The following is a 17,176-nucleotide window of genomic DNA, read 5'->3' as shown; positions in this document are numbered from 1 at the left end:
GTGGCTATAGGCTAAAACCAACGGGAATATCCGGAAAATTTCAGGATAAACGAAATGATGGAAATGGTTGCCTATTTCCACCTACCGCAGTATAAGGCTTTTACGTAGACTGGAACGGGAATCATCGAAATGGCGCCAATGATAGAATTAACCGACAGAACTTTCTCCAGATTGCAGGAACATGCGGAACCTCTGGTGGACACCATAGAAAGTGTTATCAATAAAATTCTTGATAATTACGAAAAGACAAAGACAGACGGAGGCAGAAATATCGAAAATAATGTAACCTGTTTCAATCCGTTTACCCCGCCCGACCTGACCCACACCAAGCTGATCAATGTTGAAATTGATGGAAAGCCCCCGCTCCGGTCTGAAACTACATGGAACGGATTACTGAATCTGTTTGTAAGAAAAGTCGCCAGAGCAGCCATGAACAAGGATGACCTGCAGAAAAATATGGCCGTAAGGTTCGTAAAAGGCTTAAAGACAGATGAAGGTTACAGGCACCTCGCCGATGTAGATATTTCCGTACAGGGACAGGATGCCAATGGCGCATGGCGTGCGATCAGTCACGCGGCGCGGACTCTGGGGTGTTCCCTGAAAGTGCGGTTTGTGTGGAGAGATCGGGCCAATGTGGCGTTTCCTGGCACGACGGGAGAATTTTACATTCCAGCCTGATGGGAAAACATGTTGTATCGTCCCCTTCCCTGTCCACCCGTTTTCCGGGGGCACGTAGCCGGGACGACAGGTCCCCGGCCCGGAGCGAAGAGGATCGCCATGCTTATCCGCCCCATGCTGCTGTCCGCTGGCCTGCTGTCCGCACTGGCGCTACCCGCCCTTGCGGCATCCCCAGCCCCGCCAGCCCCCATGCCGGACGCACCGCAGCGGTTCTACCGGCATTTATGGACGGATGACAAAGGGATAAGCCATATTTCCACCTGCCCGGTACATGATTTCTTCCTCAAAAGCATGTCGCCCCCCGCAGGCCCCCAGTGGCAGGATCCCATGCCGCAGCAATTGGCGACCATCATGATCACGGTGCAGCCCGCGCACTGGAACGGCACATGGCACCCTGACCCGAAGCCGCAATGGATCGTGCCGTTGCGGGGGAGCTGGTATGTGCAGGCGATGGACGGCACCCGTGTGGTAATGGGCTCCGGCGACATCCTGTTTGGAGAGGACCAGAACGTACGCCCCATGAAAACCGGCCCCTATAAGGGCAGGAAAGGCCATGACGCGGGCAATATGGGCGATGGGCCGGTCACGCTCATGGTCATCCAGTCCGCCAATGCGCCGGTTATCAACCAGCCATGTCGCTATCGTTAGGACCGGGCGGAAAAACGGCTTCAGGATCTCCTGACCCTGCCCGTCTTATCCACAGATTCCGGGGATAGTCGGAAAGATAACCCTGTGGAAAAAACCTGCGTTTCGTAATTCCCGCTGTGTTTAAAAGGGTTTTTCCCATCACCCTATATTCCGCCCCTCCGCCTGCCCCGGGCTTTATGCCCCTGCTCCTGTTTCGGGCTGTACAGGATGCGCCATTGCGGCCATAAAGGACCGGATTGGTAACAGATAAGGGCCGGGACCACATGGATGATTTTGTCATACGCGGGCATGTCCTCAATCCCGCCAGCGCCCGGCATGTCACCATGGAGCGCCGGGTGCTGCATGTGGGAGCTGATGGCCTGATTGTGGCGACCCATGGGGCGGACACACCCGCTGCCACCGCCATGCTGGATGAAGCGGCACGTAGCGGCATGCCCGTGCATGACCTCACGCCCGTGCAACTGCTCATGCCCGGCTTTGCCGACCTGCATGTCCATGCCCCCCAGTGGCCGCAGATGGGGCGCGCGCTGGACCTGCCGCTGCGCGAATGGCTGGAGCAGCGCACCTTTCCGCTTGAGGCCCGCTTTGCCGATCCGGCTTTTGCCGCCCCGGTTTATGAGCAGATGGTCACCACCCTGCTGGCCAATGGCACCACCACGGCGGTATTTTTTGCCACCATACATGAAGAAAGCAGTCTGGTTCTGGCCCGTACCTGCCTGCGCCATGGCCTGCGGGCGCATGTGGGGCTGGTGGCGATGGATGACCCCGCCCTGTGCCCGGCGGACTATCGTAATCCGTCCATCGAGCAGGCGCTGGCTGCCTCACGCCGGTTCATCCATGCCGTGCGCGCCCTGCCGGGCAACGAACGCGGACTGGTGCGCCCCATGGTGACCCCGCGCTTCATTCCCGCCTGTACCGATGGCCTGCTGCACGGGCTTGGCGCGCTTGCAGCGGTGGAGGACTGCCTGATCCAGACCCATTGCTCCGAAAGTGACTGGGAGCATGATTACGTCCACCAGCGCATGGGGGTGAACGATACCGTGGCGCTGGACCGCTTCGGGCTGCTGCGGCGTAGCACCGTGCTGGCCCATTCGTGCTTCATGAGTGCCGATGACATGGCGCTGGTGCAGGCACGCGGCGCGAGCATTGCGCATTGTCCGTTATCCAACGCCTATTTCGCCGGGGCGGTGCTGCCCCTGCGGCAGGCATGGCAGGCGGGAGTGCATGTGGGGCTGGGCACGGATATATCGGGGGGATATTCGCCTTCCGTGGCCCTCAACGCCGCCATGGCGGTTACCGCCGCGCGCATGCTGGATACCGGCAATGATCCCGCCCTGCCCCCACGGCGGCGCGGCCGTCCCGGTGCACGCCTGACCTTTGCGGAGGGGTTGTGGCTGGCCACACGCGGCGGCACCGCCGCACTTGATATCGCGGCGGGACAGCTTGAGGCGGGCATGGCGTTTGACGCCCTCCTGATCGACCGCGCGGCGCCGGGCAGCAATATCATGCTCCTCCCCGATGGGGACAGCGACTACGCGCCCGAGGATATTGCCCAGCAGGTTCTGTGCAATATGGGGCGCCCCAACATCCGCACCGTCTGGGTGGGCGGACGCCGGGCGCATGGAGCGGTGTTGTAACCGCTTCCTGTTCCTATGGCAGCCCGCTCACCCCCTCCAGCGCCCAGTTCCAGTGGTAGAGTTCAAGGTCGTTCATGACCTCACCCGGGGCAAGGCGCTGCGTGCCGTGCTGGTCGCGCAGGGGACCGACGAAGGGTGACCACCCGTTCATGATGCGTGTGCGCACGCTGTCGGCCTTTTCACGGACTTCCTGCGGCACGCGGCGGCCCCAGGGGTCACGGTCCACGCCCTCCCCCATTTTCAGCATATGGGGGACTGGCCGCCATGTGCCCGCCAGACGGGCGCGGATCTGGGAAATATAGAACTGCGCGAAATCAAGCACGACCGAGGCCACATAGGCATCCGGCCCGAACTGGCGGATGTCCTTGTTCCACATCGCCGCCCACAGCCCGCGTTCCTGCGCCACATGCAGGTAGCCTGCCTCGTCCATGATACCGAACAGGAAGTCACATCCCTTGTCCGCCAGTGCGTTGGCGGCCTGTATGGCGGCCTGCGGATCGAACCAGGCATTGATGGTGATGACCTGCATCGTCGCATCGGGGTTGATGGTGCGCGCGCCCATAAGCAGCGCATTGGACCCGGCATAGGCCGAGGGCAGCGGGAACGCGCCGATAAAGCCCAGCTTGCCCGTCTTGCTCAGCAGCCCCGCCGTCACGCCAATCACGTAGCTGACATACCAGTGCGCGATGTAATACCAGCTTACATTGCGCCGCACGGCCCGGCCATCACACTGTACGAAGGCGGTGTCCGGCGCGCGGGCGGCCACATCGGTCAGGAAATCACCATAATCCGCGCCAGTCATGATCATCTGCGCGCCTTCGGCCACGAATTCGCGCAAAAGACGGGTCGCATCGGCGGAATAGGGCACGCTTTCCACATAAACCGTGCGCAGTTTCGGGAATGTCCTGCGCACCGCCTGCAGGGCGACATGGTGCATTTCGGTCCAGCCGCCATCACTGGTCGGGCCGACGTAACCCATGGCCACCAGGGCGTCTTCCTCCGCCACCGGGGGCAAGGGGGGCAGGTTGGCATAGGGGGTGGCCAGTGCTTCCAGGATCGCTTCGGTTCCGGCGGGCGCCGCCGCAAGGCCGGGACGCGGGAGAAAGCCGGTGGAGGCCACCGCTCCGGCACCGGCAAGCAGGCGTCTGCGTGGCAGGATCATGCGCCCGCTCCTTGTGCAAAGGGAAGAATATGCGCAACCGTACCCTCCGGATCCGCCACCTGCGGGGCGTGGCCGGTAGGCATGCTGACAACCCGCGCGCCGGGCACAAGGGCCTGCATGTGGCGCTGCACGGGCAGGATGACGGAGCGGTCCTGCGTCGCCTCGACATACAGGCGCGGCACCGTGCCAAAGCGTTCGGGGGTCAGGCGCGCGCGCAGATCCAGCCCACCCAGACCCTGCGGGGTAAGCCTGCGCGATGCGGCAATGGCCACGTCAGGCGGGCAGTCATGCAGGAAGATGGCGACCGCCGCCTCGGGCGGAACGACGGAGACCACACCCGGTTCCGGCCAGTTCAGGTAGGGGTTGATGCCCGACGCCGCCGGATGGTCGGGCAGCATCCGTTCCACGACCTGCCCGAAGCCCATGCCATCAGGCAGCATCATGCCCGCCAGATAGGCAATGCCGCGCACGCGGTCCGGAAAACGCTCGGCCACGGCGGAGGCCACCACCCCGCCGCCCGAATGGGCCACAAGGGTCACGGGCTGGCCGAGAGTGTCCATGATACCGGCCACATGCGCCACGTACCCCGCCAGCGTCGCATCCCGCGCCGGGGTTGCGTCCACCCCGTTGCCCGGCAGGTCAACCGCATGGGCGGGAATATCGGTGCGCCGCGCCCACGCGGCCAGAAAGGGCTGCCATGCCCAGCTTCCCTGCCATGCGCCGTGGATGAGGATGACGGGCGTGGAACCGGATGTCCCGCTCATCGGCCATAGGTCCGGTCGTACATGGTGCGCAGGTGATCCTCCACCGTGACGGGGGGCCAGAGCGGGCTTTCCCCCGGCTCAAGACAGCCCGGCAGGCAGGACACCACCAGATCGGGATTGCCGGTATGGAAAAACGGTACCGAATACCGTTCATGGCCCGAGGTATTGATGACCCGGTGCAGCGTGGAGCGGTAGCGGTTGTTGGTCCAGCGCGAGATCATGTCCCCCAGGTTGATGACGAAACTGCCCGGAATGGGCGTGGCGTCCAGCCATTCGCCATCTGGCGCACGGACCTGAAGGCCGCCGCTGCCATCTTGCAACAAAAGCGTCAGGCCGCCGAAATCGGTATGCGCGCCCGCGCCTTTCTGCCCCGGTGGGGCCTTTGCCGGCTGGGGCGGGTAATGCAGCAGGCGCAGCGTGGTGAGCGGGTCGTGGCAGAAGGTGGCGAAATACTCCTCGTCCAGGCCGAGCGAGAGCGCGATGCCGCGCATCAGTCGCTCGCCCAGTTCGGTCATGGCGGCGCTGTATTCCATCATGACCCGATGGAATTCCGGCATGTCCTGTGGCCACTGGTTCGGTCCCTGATTGAAGCGCCCGGCCAGCACGGCGGGATCGTCCAGCGGTTTTTCAGGGCCGATATAGAACCCTTCCTTCAGGTCCGGCGGCGCGCCGGGTTCCAGCGTCTGGTCACGCAGCGGTTCATAGCCACGGTTGCAGGTGGAGCGGTTCTTGTTAAGGGCTTCCTTCTCCGCCCCGGGCAGGGCGAAGAACGCGCGGGATTGCGCGAAGACCGCCGCGATCAGATCGGCCGGTACGCCGTGATCGATACAGTAGAAAAAACCCATGTCGCGACAGGCGACATGCAGCGCCGCCCCGACTTCTTCCCGCCGGGCGCGCGATGGCGCGCTCAGGCCCGCTACAGATATGACAGGCAACCCCTGCCATGCCGCAGCGCGTGACTGTTCAGTCATTCCTTCTTTCTTCCCCCGGTTTGTCCATTCCACCATGCGCGGGCCACCCCCGTGGCAGGCCGCGCATGGCCTGTAATCAGTCGTTCAGTCGTCCCGCCTCCTGTATCCGGCGTGCCTGCACGGCATGCGCGCGCAGGACATCGGCCAGCCCCGTCTGCCGGGGTTCACAGTTTTCCACCAGCACGCAGCCATTGACAATAGTGGTATGCGCCACGGCGGGACCACAGCGCAGCCATGCCTCGACCGGATCGGTCACGGCCCCGGCCAGCGCGACATCACTCATATGCCAGACCACCAGATCGGCGCAGGCGCCGGGGCAGAGATGGCCGATCTCATCCGCCCACCCCAGGCAGGCGGCGCTGCCACGGGTCGCCATGTCCAGCGCATCGCGCGCGCCCATGGATTCCGGTCCGTTTTGGATACGGCCCAGCAGCATCGCGTTGCGCGTTTCCATCCACATCGAGGCGGTATCGTTCGAAGCCGGTCCATTGCTCCCCACCCCCACATGAATGCCGCGCGCGCGCAGGGCCGTCGCATCGGCGCTGCCGCCGCCGGTCAGCATGTCCGCGCCGGGGCACTGCACCACGGCCACGCCCGCGCGGGCCAGGCGCTCGATCTCGGTCGGGGCGGCATAGATGTAATGCGCGAGCCACGTGCGCGGCGTGGCCCAGCCCAGATGCTCCAGATATTCGGTGGGGGTGCAGCCATAGACGTTCAGGCAGTATTCGTCCTCATCCACATCCTCGGCCAGGTGGGTATGCAGGCGCAGGTTGTTCCGTTCGGCCATGATGACGGATTCACGCATGATCCGCTCGGACACCAGATACAGCGCCGCCGGCCCCAGCGCCACCCGTCCCATCGCGCCGGGACGGGGGTCGTGATAGAGGCGGACCAGCCGTTCGCAGTCGGCCAGGACGGTCTCCTCATCCTGCACGATCGCGGCGGGGGCGAGGCCCCTCTCCTCCACCGTGCGGGTGATGCTGCCACGCGTGGCGTAAAAACGTAGCCCGACGTCACGCGCGGCGCGGAACTGCGCATCCGTCAGGCCGGGCACCGGGTGCGCGTAAAGCTGGTCCATGGCCGTGGTGCAGCCACCCAGCAGCAGTTCCACCATGCCGACATAAGTGGCCAGGTACACCGCATCGGCATCCAGCATGGCCCAGAGCGGGAAAAGCTTTTCAAGCCATGTGAACAGGGTGCTACGCGTAACCGGCGCATAGGCGCGTGTGAGATTCTGCCACATGTGATGGTGCGCGTTGACAAGGCCGGGCGTGACCAGCCGCCCCCGTGCGTCAATGACGCGCCGCGCCTGTGGGCAGGGCAGTTCGGGGCCGCCAACGCCATGGACCCTGCCGCCGCTTATGGCGATCCAGCCATCGGGGATTTCCCAGCCCCGGTCGATATACAGCCAGGCATTGCGGATCAGGAGGTCAATCATTACTTAACCATACCATTCCAGCCGCGAGACGGGCGGAACGGCTCTTTTTCCCTGATCCCTGGCTGGAACTGTCGTCATTCACTCATCACCCGCACTGATCTGCCCATGGCTTCCGGCGGACCATGCCACTATGGAACGGGCATGTCCACATGTATAGATATGTGGATTTTATGAAAGAAACCTTAAAATAAACACAAGTTACAAATAAATAACATTTATTGATTCCGGAATTTTCATCAGGAAATTTTGGTAATAATACTTTAAATAAATATAATACTCAAACCATTCCGGAAACATAACCTAAATAATTATCAGTATATTGCATATTTTCCACAATTTGTGGATATATGGTTATATATTGTGGTTTATAGTTCGCAATGTTGCTGTCGTTTACAGGGATTCCCGGTCCATGCCCCTCCACCCGACCATCAGTAAATAACGCCGCATCACCTTCCGGCGGATGATCGAACGCCGGAGATGACACCTTGATATTGCGGATATTTAATCCTTCACATCAATATGCGCTTCACATTCCGCCTGTCACCGGGCCGTTGCGTGGCATCGTGCCCCGTGGCATCATGTCATAACAGTCGGGGCGGCAGCTTCCATGCGGGGTGTGGCCATGCGCTGCCCTGTCACCCCGTCCCTTCGGCGGGATGGGGAAGTGAGATTGCGGGTAACTGCCTTCCCGCACAGGCGAAACTTGGGAATATGCTGGTTCACGAAGGGACATCGCGCAATATCGGGACCGACCTGCGGCTTGGCTGCACGCTGGCGGCCATGGCGGGCGCCATCAACGTGACGGGGTTCCTGAGCGTGGGGTATTATTGCGCCAACATGACCGGCAACCTGTCCGCGCTGGCCACCAGCCTGACGGCGGACGGGAAACTGGCGCTGGTATCCTGCCTGGGGCTGATCGGCGCGTTTATTGGCGGGGGCGTCGCGGCAACGCTGCTGGTCAATGCCGGGCACAGGCGGGGGGTGCATGCGGTCTATGCCTGCGGGATCGTGCTGGAGGGCGCCCTGCTGGCCGGTCTTGGCGTGCTGGCCGAAATACTGCCATTGGAACAGACGGCATGGATGCTGGCCTATGGGCTGAGTTTCCTCATGGGGTTGCAGAACGCCACGGTCACCCATATTTCCGGCGCACGGGTGCGTACCACGCATATGACCGGCATGCTGACCGATTTCGGCATTGAACTGGGCCAGTGGCTCGAACACCGCCACGCGGGGGAGACGCTTGCCCGTGTGCGCGAGCGCCTGCGGCTGCATGGCGCGATCATCCTGTCCTTCGGCCTTGGGGGGATCGGGGGGGTGGCGCTTTATATACGCTGCGGGGTTATGGGGCTGACCCTTATGGGGGTGACGTTGATCGTGCTGGCGCTGCCGACAGTGGTGCGGAGCATGCGAGAGGGATGATTTCAGCCTTCCCTTCTTCAGGAAGGGCCCGTGCGAAGCTCTTGCATGCTTTCTGTTCGCGTGCAGTTGAATGTCACCCGGTGCCATATTACATCTGATGCCGAAAACAGGGAGCATGAAGCGTGACAGGACGGACGAAGGCCACCGAATTCCTTTCGGCCAGTGGCGTGGCGTTTTCGGTGCATGACTATGAATACGCACCGGGGGGCGGGTTGATCGGCATGCAGGCGGCATCTTCCATCGGGGTGGATCCGGCCTGCGTGCTCAAGACGCTGGTGGTGGAAGTGGACCGTACGACACCCGTCTGTCTTGTGGTGCCCGCCGATCACAAGGTGAACTTCAAAAAGGTCGCCGCCCTGTTCGGCGGCCGGAACGCGCGGATGATGAGCCCGGAAAAATCGGCCGGACTGACCGGCTTCCGCTCCGGCGGCACCAGCCCCTTCGGGCAGGCCACGCCACTGCCCGTGGTCCTGTCCAGCACGGCCATGGCGCAGCCACGGGTCTATATCAACGCGGGCGATCGGGGGCTGGTGGTCTGCCTTGCCCCGGCGGATGCGCAAAAGGTGGTGGATGCGCGCGTGGCCGAAATATCCGCGCCCGCTGCCCCGGTCAGCCCCGCGTAGCCAATCAAAAATTAACCTTTCGTGCCCATGCTGTCCCGGACATGACAGGGACAGGAATATATAATGGCTGTTTCCCCGGGTAATGCGGAAATGGCTGCCCGATGGACCGGTTTCGACCCCGCGTGGTATCGTGCCCGTTATGCGCCGGTTCTGGATCTCATGGGCATACCGGACGAACAGGTTCATGATTTCTATGCCGACCATGGCGCGGCCCTGCGCCATTCCCCCAATCCGTTTTTTGATGAGGAATGGTACCTCACCACCTACCCCGATGTGGCCCGTCATGTGGCGCAGGGCACATGGCGCAGCGGATTTGACCATTACCTGACCACGGGGCTGCACACCCACAGCCCCCACTGGCTGTTTGATGAACACGCCTATCGCGCGGCCTATGCCGACATCACCCCGGCCATGCTGGCGGCGGGGGGCTACCGCAACGGCTATGACCATTACCTGCGCGTGGGTGATGGGGAAATGCGCAGCGGATCGTGTTTTTTCGACCCCGCCGCCTATCTTGCCGCCCTGCCCCATGCCGCCGGGCCAGACACGGCGGCGCATCCGTTTGTGGATTACCTGCTGCGCGGCATGGCGGAACTGCCATGGCAGTCCCTGTCGCTTTATTTCGATGCCGAATGGTACCGCGCCACCTATCCCGCCATGCAGGCGGAGGTAACGCAGGGCCGCTTTGTGTCCGCCCTGCACCATTACCTGTGCAACGCCACGCCCATGGCGTTCGACCCCGGCCCATTCTTTTCCGAATCCTTTTATGCCGCGGTCAATCCGGACGTGCTGGCCGCGATCGAAAGCGGGGCGTTACGCAACGGCTATGCCCATTTCCTGAAGGATGGGGTGCATGAACAGCGCAAGCCCTGCTCGGCGCTGGATCTGGCGGGCTACCTGCGTGACCCCGCAATCCAGGCCGACCTTGCCACAGGCCGCGCGCGTGACGGATTTGGCCACTACCTTTCCACCCGTCCCGACCTGCGCCCGCCGGCCCCGCCCCCGGTAACCGAGGAGCAGGCCCGTGCCCTGTTCCGCCACATGTGCGCCATGCGCCTGCCGCTGCTGCTTGACGGGCGCATTGATTTCAGTAACGAGGGCCCGCCCGCGCTCAGCGTCATCATCGTCGCGCATAACCAGTTTGAAATGACCATGTCCACGCTGGCCTCGCTGCGGGCGAACCATCATGGGGCGATGCAGGTCATCGTGGTGGATTCCGGGTCGCGCGATGGCGTGGCTGGCATCGAGCGGCATGTAAAGGGTATCGAGGTGCTGCGCTACGCGGGCAATATCGGCTTCGTGCGCGGCTGCAACGCGGCCCTGCGCCATGCGCGCGCGCCTGCGACACTTTACCTGAACAATGATGTGGACCTGCAATACGGCGCGGTGGCCAATGCGCTCTCACGCCTCATGGCGGCGGAGACGACCGGCGCGGTGGGCGGTCGCGTGGTCCGGACCCATGGCATGTTGCAAGAAGCAGGCAGCATCATCTGGCGCGACGGATCGGTGCAGGGCTACATGCGCGACGCCCACCCGGCAGTGCCCGAGGCGGGCTTCATGCGCACGGTGGATTTCTGTTCCGGTGTGTTCCTGATGGTCCGCACCGAGATACTCCAGGTGCTCGACGGATTTGATGAGAGCTTTGCCCCTGCGTATTTCGAGGAAACCGACCTGTGCATGCGCATCCGCGCGCTGGGCTACCGCATCATATATGACCCGGCCATCTGTCTCGTGCATTATGAATGCGCCACGTCGGACGCCACCAGCGCATCACGGCTGATCGCGCGCAACAGCACGGTATTCACCCGCAGGCACGCAGGCGCCCTGCGCCGCAGGCCCCTGCGCCATGCCCCCCTACAGGCGCGTGCGCGCCATGCCGATAGCGGGCGCGGCCATGTCCTGTTCATCGAGGACAGGCTGCCGCTGCGCTATCTGGGTTCCGGCTTTACCCGCTCGAACGACATTATCACCGGGCTGGCCGCGCTGGGTTATCGGGTCACGGTCTATCCCGTCTTCCGTCCCATTGAGGACGCGGCCACCATCGCCGCCGCCTTTCCCCCCGATGTCGAGGTCATACATGACCGCGAACAGGCGGATCTGGCGGATTTCCTGCATGGCCGCAGCGGGTGTTTCGATGCGGTGTGGATCGCGCGCACGCACAATGCCGCGCGCCTTGCGGAAATCATGAACAATGCCGCCTCCGCCATCCCGGCGGACCGCATCGTGGTCGATACCGAAGCCCTTGCCGCCTGCCGCGACGAGAGCCAGCACCATCTGCGCGGCACGACACCGGAGCAGCCATTCGCCCTGCGGCTGGAACACGAACTGCGCCCGCTTTTCCTGGCCCGCCGGGTGGTGACGGTGAACGAGACCGAAGCCCGCCTGCTGCGCGGGGCCGGATTTGACAATGTATCCGTGCTGGGCCACGCGCTGACACCGCGCGCGACCGGGCCAGGGTGGGAACAGCGGCGCGACATCCTGTTCCTTGGCGCGGTGCATGACAGGGACGCGCCCAACCTGGACTCGCTGGCCTGGTTCAGCGCGGAGGTCCTGCCCCTGCTGGTGGCCGAACTGGGGCCGGATTTCCGCTTCAGCGTGTGCGGCTACGTGAACCCGCGCGTGGACCTTGGCCCGCTGCGCCAGCACCCCAATGTACGCATGCTGGGCCGGGTGGAAGACACTGCCCCTGTTTACGACCAACACCGCGTATTCATCGCCCCCACCCGTTTTGCCGCTGGCATCGCCCATAAACTGCACGCGGCGGCGGCCAACGGCCTGCCCGTGGTCGGATCGCCGCTATTGTGCCGGCAGGCAGGCTGGCAGGACGGACATGACATGCTGTGCGCCGATGTGACCGACCCGGGCGCCTTTGCGCGGCAGGTCATCCGGCTGTATCATGACCGCGCATTGTGGGACACGGTGCGCGAGAACGCGCTCATCCGCATCGCCGCCGAACATGACCCGCAGGACTATCGCCTTCGTATCGCGGGGATCATGGACACCCTGTTCACACACGATTAAGGCCGGAGCGGCACCCGGCGCAGGCAAGGCAGGAGCCGGATGGACGTTATGGACAATATTTCCTTTGCCCCCGGCATCGACGCGGAACTACGCGCGCGCGTGCTGGCGGCCCCCCATTTCCGCCGCTGGTATGAGGGCATGCGCGCACGTTTCACCCTGCGCCATGTGCTGGTGCGGGACGCCGTGACCTTCGGCACGCGGATGGGCTTCATCATGGTCGAAGCCGACGCCCTGAATGGCGGACAGCCCGTACCAGGGCTTGCCCTGCTGCGTGGGGATTCCGTATCGGTGCTGCTGGTTCTCAGGTGCCCCGGGTACCCGGACCGCACCATTCTGACCCGCGAAGCCCGCGTGCCCATAGCCCGGCCCGACCTGCTGGCACTACCGGCGGGCATGCTGGATGGCGGGCGGTTCGTCAGCACCGCGCTGCGTGAACTTTCGGAGGAAGTCGGGGCCGACCTTCAGGTCTGTGAGCGCGACCTGACGGAACTGACGCATGTCTGGCTCTCGCCCGGTGGATGTGACGAAGCCATCGGCCTGTATTACGCCGAACTGGACATTGACGAATCCCTGGCCCGCAGCCTTGCGGGGCGCCAGACCGGACTAGCCAGCGAACATGAACATATCCGCCTGCGTGTCATCGACCTTGCGGATGTGCCGGGCATTGGCATGACGGACGCGAAAACCCTGCTTTCGTGGCATATGTATCAGGCGCGGCGTGCATCCTCCGCTTTTTTTGTTGACACATCCGCGTGAGGTTTAGCATAAGGGAGAGGAGCAGACCTGCCTTGTGCAACTGCTTCTTGGACGTTTCCTCCCTAAACTCAGCGGTGCTTATGCACCGCTTTTTTTTATCCTGAACTTTACGAAGCTCCTATAAATACATCAGGCCGTACCAATCGGTCCCGCAACCTGGCAGACAGGAAAGAAAGCACCATGAGCGGTATCTTTGACGATGTAATGGGCAAGCTGGGCGAACTGGCCGGTGCGACGGGCCTGTCGCAGCAGGTGCATGCCTATCTGGCCCGATTCCTGACACCCGATACCATCAACACCCTGCTGGCGCAGGCGGAACAGGCCGGTCTGGGAGACAAGGTCCGCTCGTGGATTGGGGATGGCCATAACCTGCCCATCACCACCGATGAACTGCGTACGCTGCTCGATAACCAGCAGGTCCAGGCCATGATCGACAAAACCGGCCTGCCCGCTGCGACCATCCTGCCCGTACTCGCCCATCTGCTGCCCGAAGCCGTCAATGCCCAGACCCCGCAGGGCAGCGTACCGCCCGGAACGGCGTAACATCCATCCGGCCCGGACAGTGTCCGGGCCATCCCTATTCCGCTGCCTGCTGCTCCAGCATGCCACCATACTGCACGATGCTGGCGACAAGGTCGGTCAGGACCGCCTGTAGCGTCTCAAATCCCCCATGGGGTTGCAGGCTGGCCTGATCCATGTACAGCGCCCGGCTGATTTCAAGCTGGAGAGCCTGCACGCCCCGCCGGGGGCGGCCGTAATGACGGGTTACAAATCCCCCCGCAAAGGGCACGTTACGGGCCACGGTATAGCCATGGGCGACAAGCTTCCGCTCCACCAGGGCGGTCAGGTGAGGTGTGCAGGCGGTCCCCCATGCGTTGCCCAGCACGAAATCCGGCAGGTTGGCCTGTCGCCTGCGGGGGGCGGGCATGGAATGGGCATCGAGCAGGATGCAGCAGCCATGGCGCTCCATATTCTCCTGCACCAGCCGTGACAGCGCATCATGATAAGGTTGCCAGCAGGTGCGGATACGCGTTTCAGCCTCGCTGAAAGGGAGCGGACGCGGATAGATCGGTCCATCGCGTGAGACGATCCGCGCAATGGTGCCAAACCCGGCCCGGACCTTGCTGCTTGTCGTATTACACCAGTGGGGCAGCGGATCACGAAACATGGTGGGGTCAAGCTCCCACGCCTCACGGTTGGCATCGCAGTAGGCGCGGGGAAATGTCGCATGCAGCAGCGTGGCCCCCTGCTCCGTCACCCCTTCAAACAGCCTGTCAACGTAACAGTCCTCGCTCCGCCGCAGCGCAAGCGCGTCAAGACGCGACATGTTCAGGAATTCGGGCATATAATGCCGCCCGGAATGCGGTGACGCCACAATAACCGGGGCCTGCCCCCCCGAGGGCACATGGATGAAAAAAGGCGGAACCACACCATCGGTCATGCCGACCCGCCCCGACACAGCGGCCCCGGATAGCCCATAACGGCGACATACAGGAAAGCAGGAAAACCCATGTCCCTATTGGCGCAGGCGGCAGCTTTGCGGTCAATGCGATTTTTTTCAAATGGGGGGTTGCATCCCCCTGAAAGGATGCGTAAAAGCCACTTCACCGAAACGGATGGTGGGCGCATAGCTCAGCGGTAGAGCACTACCTTGACATGGTAGGGGTCACAGGTTCAATCCCTGTTGCGCCCACCATCCGTTTTGAAAGAAACCCCCGGTAAACTGCCATATATGGTATGTTGCCGGGGGTTTTGCCTTGTAAGGGGCAGTCCATTAGCGTTCGCCTGCGTTCACGGCTTGGCACTGTGATCCGTGCAAAATCCGTACAGTGTTTCCGGCTTGTACCTGCCCCAAAATACCCACTTCGCGACCGTCCCTATCTCCATTGGTGATACTGGTGCGCAGGCCGTCGCGGCGCTTGATGTAGGGTAGAGCAGTCCGGTAGCTCGTCAGGTCCATAATCTGAAGGCCGCAGCTTCAAATGCTGCCTATACAACCAGTCGTCCGGCAGATAGAGGCCCGGCACCAGTTTCAGTTATTCGGGATTTCATGTTCCACCTGTCCGGAAATTCCAGATAGATGGACGGTCATGGCGCGTGGTAGCTCATTGGGTCGGCGATATGATGCCGCATCCCCGCTCCCATCAGACTCCATGAGGAAGAAAAGATGTCAGGAAAGTCCGGTTTCTCCGCTGCGGTCATCGCCCTTTTCGTATTGGCAGTCGGCAATTCCCCCTTACCCGCCCTGGCTGACGACACCATGATGGAGCAGATGCACGAAATGCACCCGAACTGCCCCATGATGGAGGGCAAGGGAAACGCCGCCATGCATGACATGATGATGCACCACCATATGGGCGCGTCCTCCATGCCGTTCGACCTGACGCGCTCGCTGCATATTTTCACGCCCATGCCCAATGGTGGGGAGCAGGACGTCGTCTCCACCGATGGGGATGTGACCCAGATCGCGCTTATCAGGACTCACCTGAAAACGGAGGCCGAACGCCGCGCGCATGGTGATTATGGCACGCCCGCGCATATTCATGGTCCTTCCATGCCGGGTATGGCCGAAATGGCGTCCGGCGCCGCAAACCTGCATGTGGAATATGCCCAGCTCCCGGCGGGCGGGAGGATTATCTATACAACAACACGCCCCGCCCTTGTCAGGGCCGTTCACGCATGGCTGGACGCGCAGGCCCATGACCATGCGGGTGATGCGATGCTTTCCCATCAGTAATCCTGCGCCGTGCTGGCGGGAAGAACTGGGCGGGATCAGTACTTCCGAACTTTCCCGGTATCCCCCTGTCACCTGCTCTCCGCCATTACGGACCGTGCCTATAAAAGCACGTAAAACTCCCCTGTTCCATCCGCGTTCAGGCGCCATTACAGGAGGCCGTGATGCGCCAGACCTTACAACTCCTTGCCATTCTTGTCCTGGCCATCTCCGCCACGGGGTGCCGTCATGCCTATCGGGACAATGCTGGCAACGGACATGAAGACCGCAATCAGTACAGGAACACGGACCAGCATTGGGGCCGTGGACCGCATATCGACCATTGATCCCGCCCCCGCCAGACCATGCCCTGTCGCGTCTGGCCATGATTGAATCCTGTCCTTAATCCAGCCCTTCGTCCCCGGTCGTTCCGACGCTCTGCACACCCTCGATCGTTGTCAGGGCCGCGATCAGGTGGGACACCGGGCGCTTTCCCTTCACCTGCATTGTCAGCGTCACGATGGGAGCATGAGAGTCCCCGCCCTGCGCGATATGCACCTGATCGACCGCAAAACGCAGCCGGGTGCAGGCCACAAGAATATGGCGGAGGATTCCCATGCCATCGGTATAGGAAACATCCAGTCGTGTCTGTAACGGACGCTCCTGCGGCAGCAGGCGGGTAAAACAGGGAAAGACGAACATGATGATGAAATGGGCGGCGGTCGCGGCAAGGGCGAGTTCAATCAGTCCCGCGCCGCAGGCCATGCCCACAGCCGCGGTCAGCCAGACGGACGCCGCCGTTGTCAGGCCCCGCACGGCGTCGCGCCGCATGAAAATGACGCCACCGCCAATAAACCCGATGCCCGACACCACCTGCGCCGCAATACGGGAGGGGTCGAGAATCACCTTTCCGGCCACCAGAACATCACCAAAACCATATTTTGATACGAGCATGATCAGGGCGGCAGCCAGCCCAACCAGCGCATGGGTGCGCATACCCGCGCTTTTCTGGCGGAACTCCCGTTCAAGCCCGATCATGGCCGACAGCACGAAAGCAGCAAGCAGGTCAGCCAGTTGGTGCCAGGTTCCAGCGATCATGTGTCATCATGCCTCCCTGTTGAAAAGGGATAACGGGGCGAAACCGGTTCTGTTCGCCTGAAGTCAGGCACGATCCGATCGGCCGGCATCCGCCTTCACCCTATCTTAACCCGGGCTGCGCAAGTTCGGCGTGAACGTCACGACAGGGCTATCCGTCGTCCTGTCCTGCGGTGCCCAGCAGCATGCAGGGCAGATTGGATGCAACAGACTTCGCCTTCATCACGTTGACTTTGCATATGCCCCGTCCG

The 17,176-nt window shown here is 62.5% G+C and carries 16 protein-coding genes and 2 tRNA genes; 12 read left to right on the top strand and 6 right to left on the bottom strand.

The features are described from left to right. Positions 1-129: 129 nt before the first annotated feature. From LDL28_RS02190 to LDL28_RS02180, 3 genes are all read left to right on the top strand, one after another. Entirely contained in the window at positions 130-678 is a 549-nt protein-coding gene (locus tag LDL28_RS02190; protein WP_233057008.1) for a T4SS efffector SepA family protein, read from the top strand. 99 nt (positions 679-777) lie between these two features. Continuing rightward, positions 778-1,326, top strand: coding sequence for a cupin domain-containing protein (locus LDL28_RS02185; protein WP_233057007.1), 549 nt, complete (start codon positions 778-780; stop codon positions 1,324-1,326). A 263-nt stretch (positions 1,327-1,589) separates the two neighbouring features. Next, on the top strand, positions 1,590-2,963 hold the full coding sequence (locus tag LDL28_RS02180; protein WP_233057006.1) for an amidohydrolase family protein: 1,374 nt from the start codon (positions 1,590-1,592) through the stop codon (positions 2,961-2,963). Positions 2,964-2,976: 13 nt separating this feature from the next. On the opposite strand, the gene LDL28_RS02175 is transcribed toward LDL28_RS02180, so the two are convergent. The 4 genes from LDL28_RS02175 to LDL28_RS02160 all read right to left on the bottom strand — a co-directional run bounded on the left by LDL28_RS02175 (position 2,977) and on the right by LDL28_RS02160 (position 7,298). Continuing rightward, positions 2,977-4,125 (bottom strand): BMP family ABC transporter substrate-binding protein, encoded by a 1,149-nt coding sequence (locus LDL28_RS02175; RefSeq protein WP_233057005.1) that lies wholly within the window; start codon positions 4,123-4,125, stop codon positions 2,977-2,979. Then, entirely contained in the window at positions 4,122-4,889 is a 768-nt protein-coding gene (locus LDL28_RS02170; protein ID WP_233057004.1) for an alpha/beta fold hydrolase, read from the bottom strand. The genes LDL28_RS02175 and LDL28_RS02170 overlap by 4 nt, the downstream gene beginning before the upstream one ends. Continuing rightward, the gene (locus tag LDL28_RS02165) at positions 4,886-5,860 is read right to left on the bottom strand and encodes an isopenicillin N synthase family oxygenase (protein WP_233057003.1); all 975 of its coding nucleotides are present in this window, start codon (positions 5,858-5,860) and stop codon (positions 4,886-4,888) included. Before LDL28_RS02165 ends, LDL28_RS02170 begins: the two co-directional genes overlap by 4 nt. Before the next feature lie 76 nt (positions 5,861-5,936). After that, the gene (locus LDL28_RS02160; RefSeq protein ID WP_233057002.1) at positions 5,937-7,298 is read right to left on the bottom strand and encodes an amidohydrolase family protein; all 1,362 of its coding nucleotides are present in this window, start codon (positions 7,296-7,298) and stop codon (positions 5,937-5,939) included. Positions 7,299-8,009: 711 nt separating this feature from the next. Here LDL28_RS02160 and LDL28_RS02155 point away from each other — a divergent pair. From LDL28_RS02155 to LDL28_RS02135, 5 genes are all read left to right on the top strand, one after another. After that, complete coding sequence (locus LDL28_RS02155; RefSeq protein ID WP_233057001.1) at positions 8,010-8,717, top strand: YoaK family protein; 708 nt, start codon at positions 8,010-8,012, stop codon at positions 8,715-8,717. Between the two features lie 122 nt (positions 8,718-8,839). Further along, positions 8,840-9,340, top strand: a complete 501-nt coding sequence (locus LDL28_RS02150; RefSeq protein ID WP_233057000.1) for an aminoacyl-tRNA deacylase — start codon at positions 8,840-8,842, stop codon at positions 9,338-9,340. A 63-nt stretch (positions 9,341-9,403) separates the two neighbouring features. Beyond that, a complete protein-coding gene (locus tag LDL28_RS02145) occupies positions 9,404-12,361 on the top strand; it encodes a glycosyltransferase (RefSeq protein WP_233056999.1) in 2,958 nt (985 codons plus the stop codon). Positions 12,362-12,400: 39 nt separating this feature from the next. Next, positions 12,401-13,117, top strand: coding sequence for an NUDIX domain-containing protein (locus LDL28_RS02140; protein WP_233056998.1), 717 nt, complete (start codon positions 12,401-12,403; stop codon positions 13,115-13,117). Positions 13,118-13,273: 156 nt separating this feature from the next. Next, the gene (locus tag LDL28_RS02135; protein ID WP_408887023.1) at positions 13,274-13,660 is read left to right on the top strand and encodes a YidB family protein; all 387 of its coding nucleotides are present in this window, start codon (positions 13,274-13,276) and stop codon (positions 13,658-13,660) included. A gap of 34 nt (positions 13,661-13,694) precedes the next feature. On the opposite strand, the gene LDL28_RS02130 is transcribed toward LDL28_RS02135, so the two are convergent. Next, on the bottom strand, positions 13,695-14,558 hold the full coding sequence (locus tag LDL28_RS02130) for an N-formylglutamate amidohydrolase (protein ID WP_233056996.1): 864 nt from the start codon (positions 14,556-14,558) through the stop codon (positions 13,695-13,697). A gap of 180 nt (positions 14,559-14,738) precedes the next feature. On the opposite strand from LDL28_RS02130, the gene LDL28_RS02125 reads away from it, so the two are divergent. From LDL28_RS02125 to LDL28_RS02110, 4 genes are all read left to right on the top strand, one after another. After that, a tRNA-Val gene (locus tag LDL28_RS02125) sits at positions 14,739-14,813 on the top strand. Between the two features lie 227 nt (positions 14,814-15,040). Beyond that, a tRNA-Met gene (locus tag LDL28_RS02120) sits at positions 15,041-15,117 on the top strand. Between the two features lie 167 nt (positions 15,118-15,284). Then, entirely contained in the window at positions 15,285-15,854 is a 570-nt protein-coding gene (locus tag LDL28_RS02115; protein ID WP_233056995.1) for a hypothetical protein, read from the top strand. Between the two features lie 161 nt (positions 15,855-16,015). Continuing rightward, positions 16,016-16,177 carry a hypothetical protein gene (locus LDL28_RS02110; protein WP_233056994.1) on the top strand — a complete coding sequence of 54 codons (162 nt, stop codon included), beginning with the start codon at positions 16,016-16,018 and terminating at the stop codon, positions 16,175-16,177. 55 nt (positions 16,178-16,232) lie between these two features. On the opposite strand, the gene LDL28_RS02105 is transcribed toward LDL28_RS02110, so the two are convergent. Next, entirely contained in the window at positions 16,233-16,928 is a 696-nt protein-coding gene (locus LDL28_RS02105) for an MgtC/SapB family protein (RefSeq protein WP_233056993.1), read from the bottom strand. Positions 16,929-17,176: the final 248 nt, after the last annotated feature.

The sequence above is a fragment of the Komagataeibacter sp. FNDCR2 genome, from assembly GCF_021295395.1.
In the GTDB taxonomy this organism is placed as follows: Bacteria; Pseudomonadota; Alphaproteobacteria; order Acetobacterales; family Acetobacteraceae; genus Komagataeibacter.
Note: the sequence above shows the minus strand (reverse complement) of the source record. Positions and strands in the feature narration are given on the sequence as shown.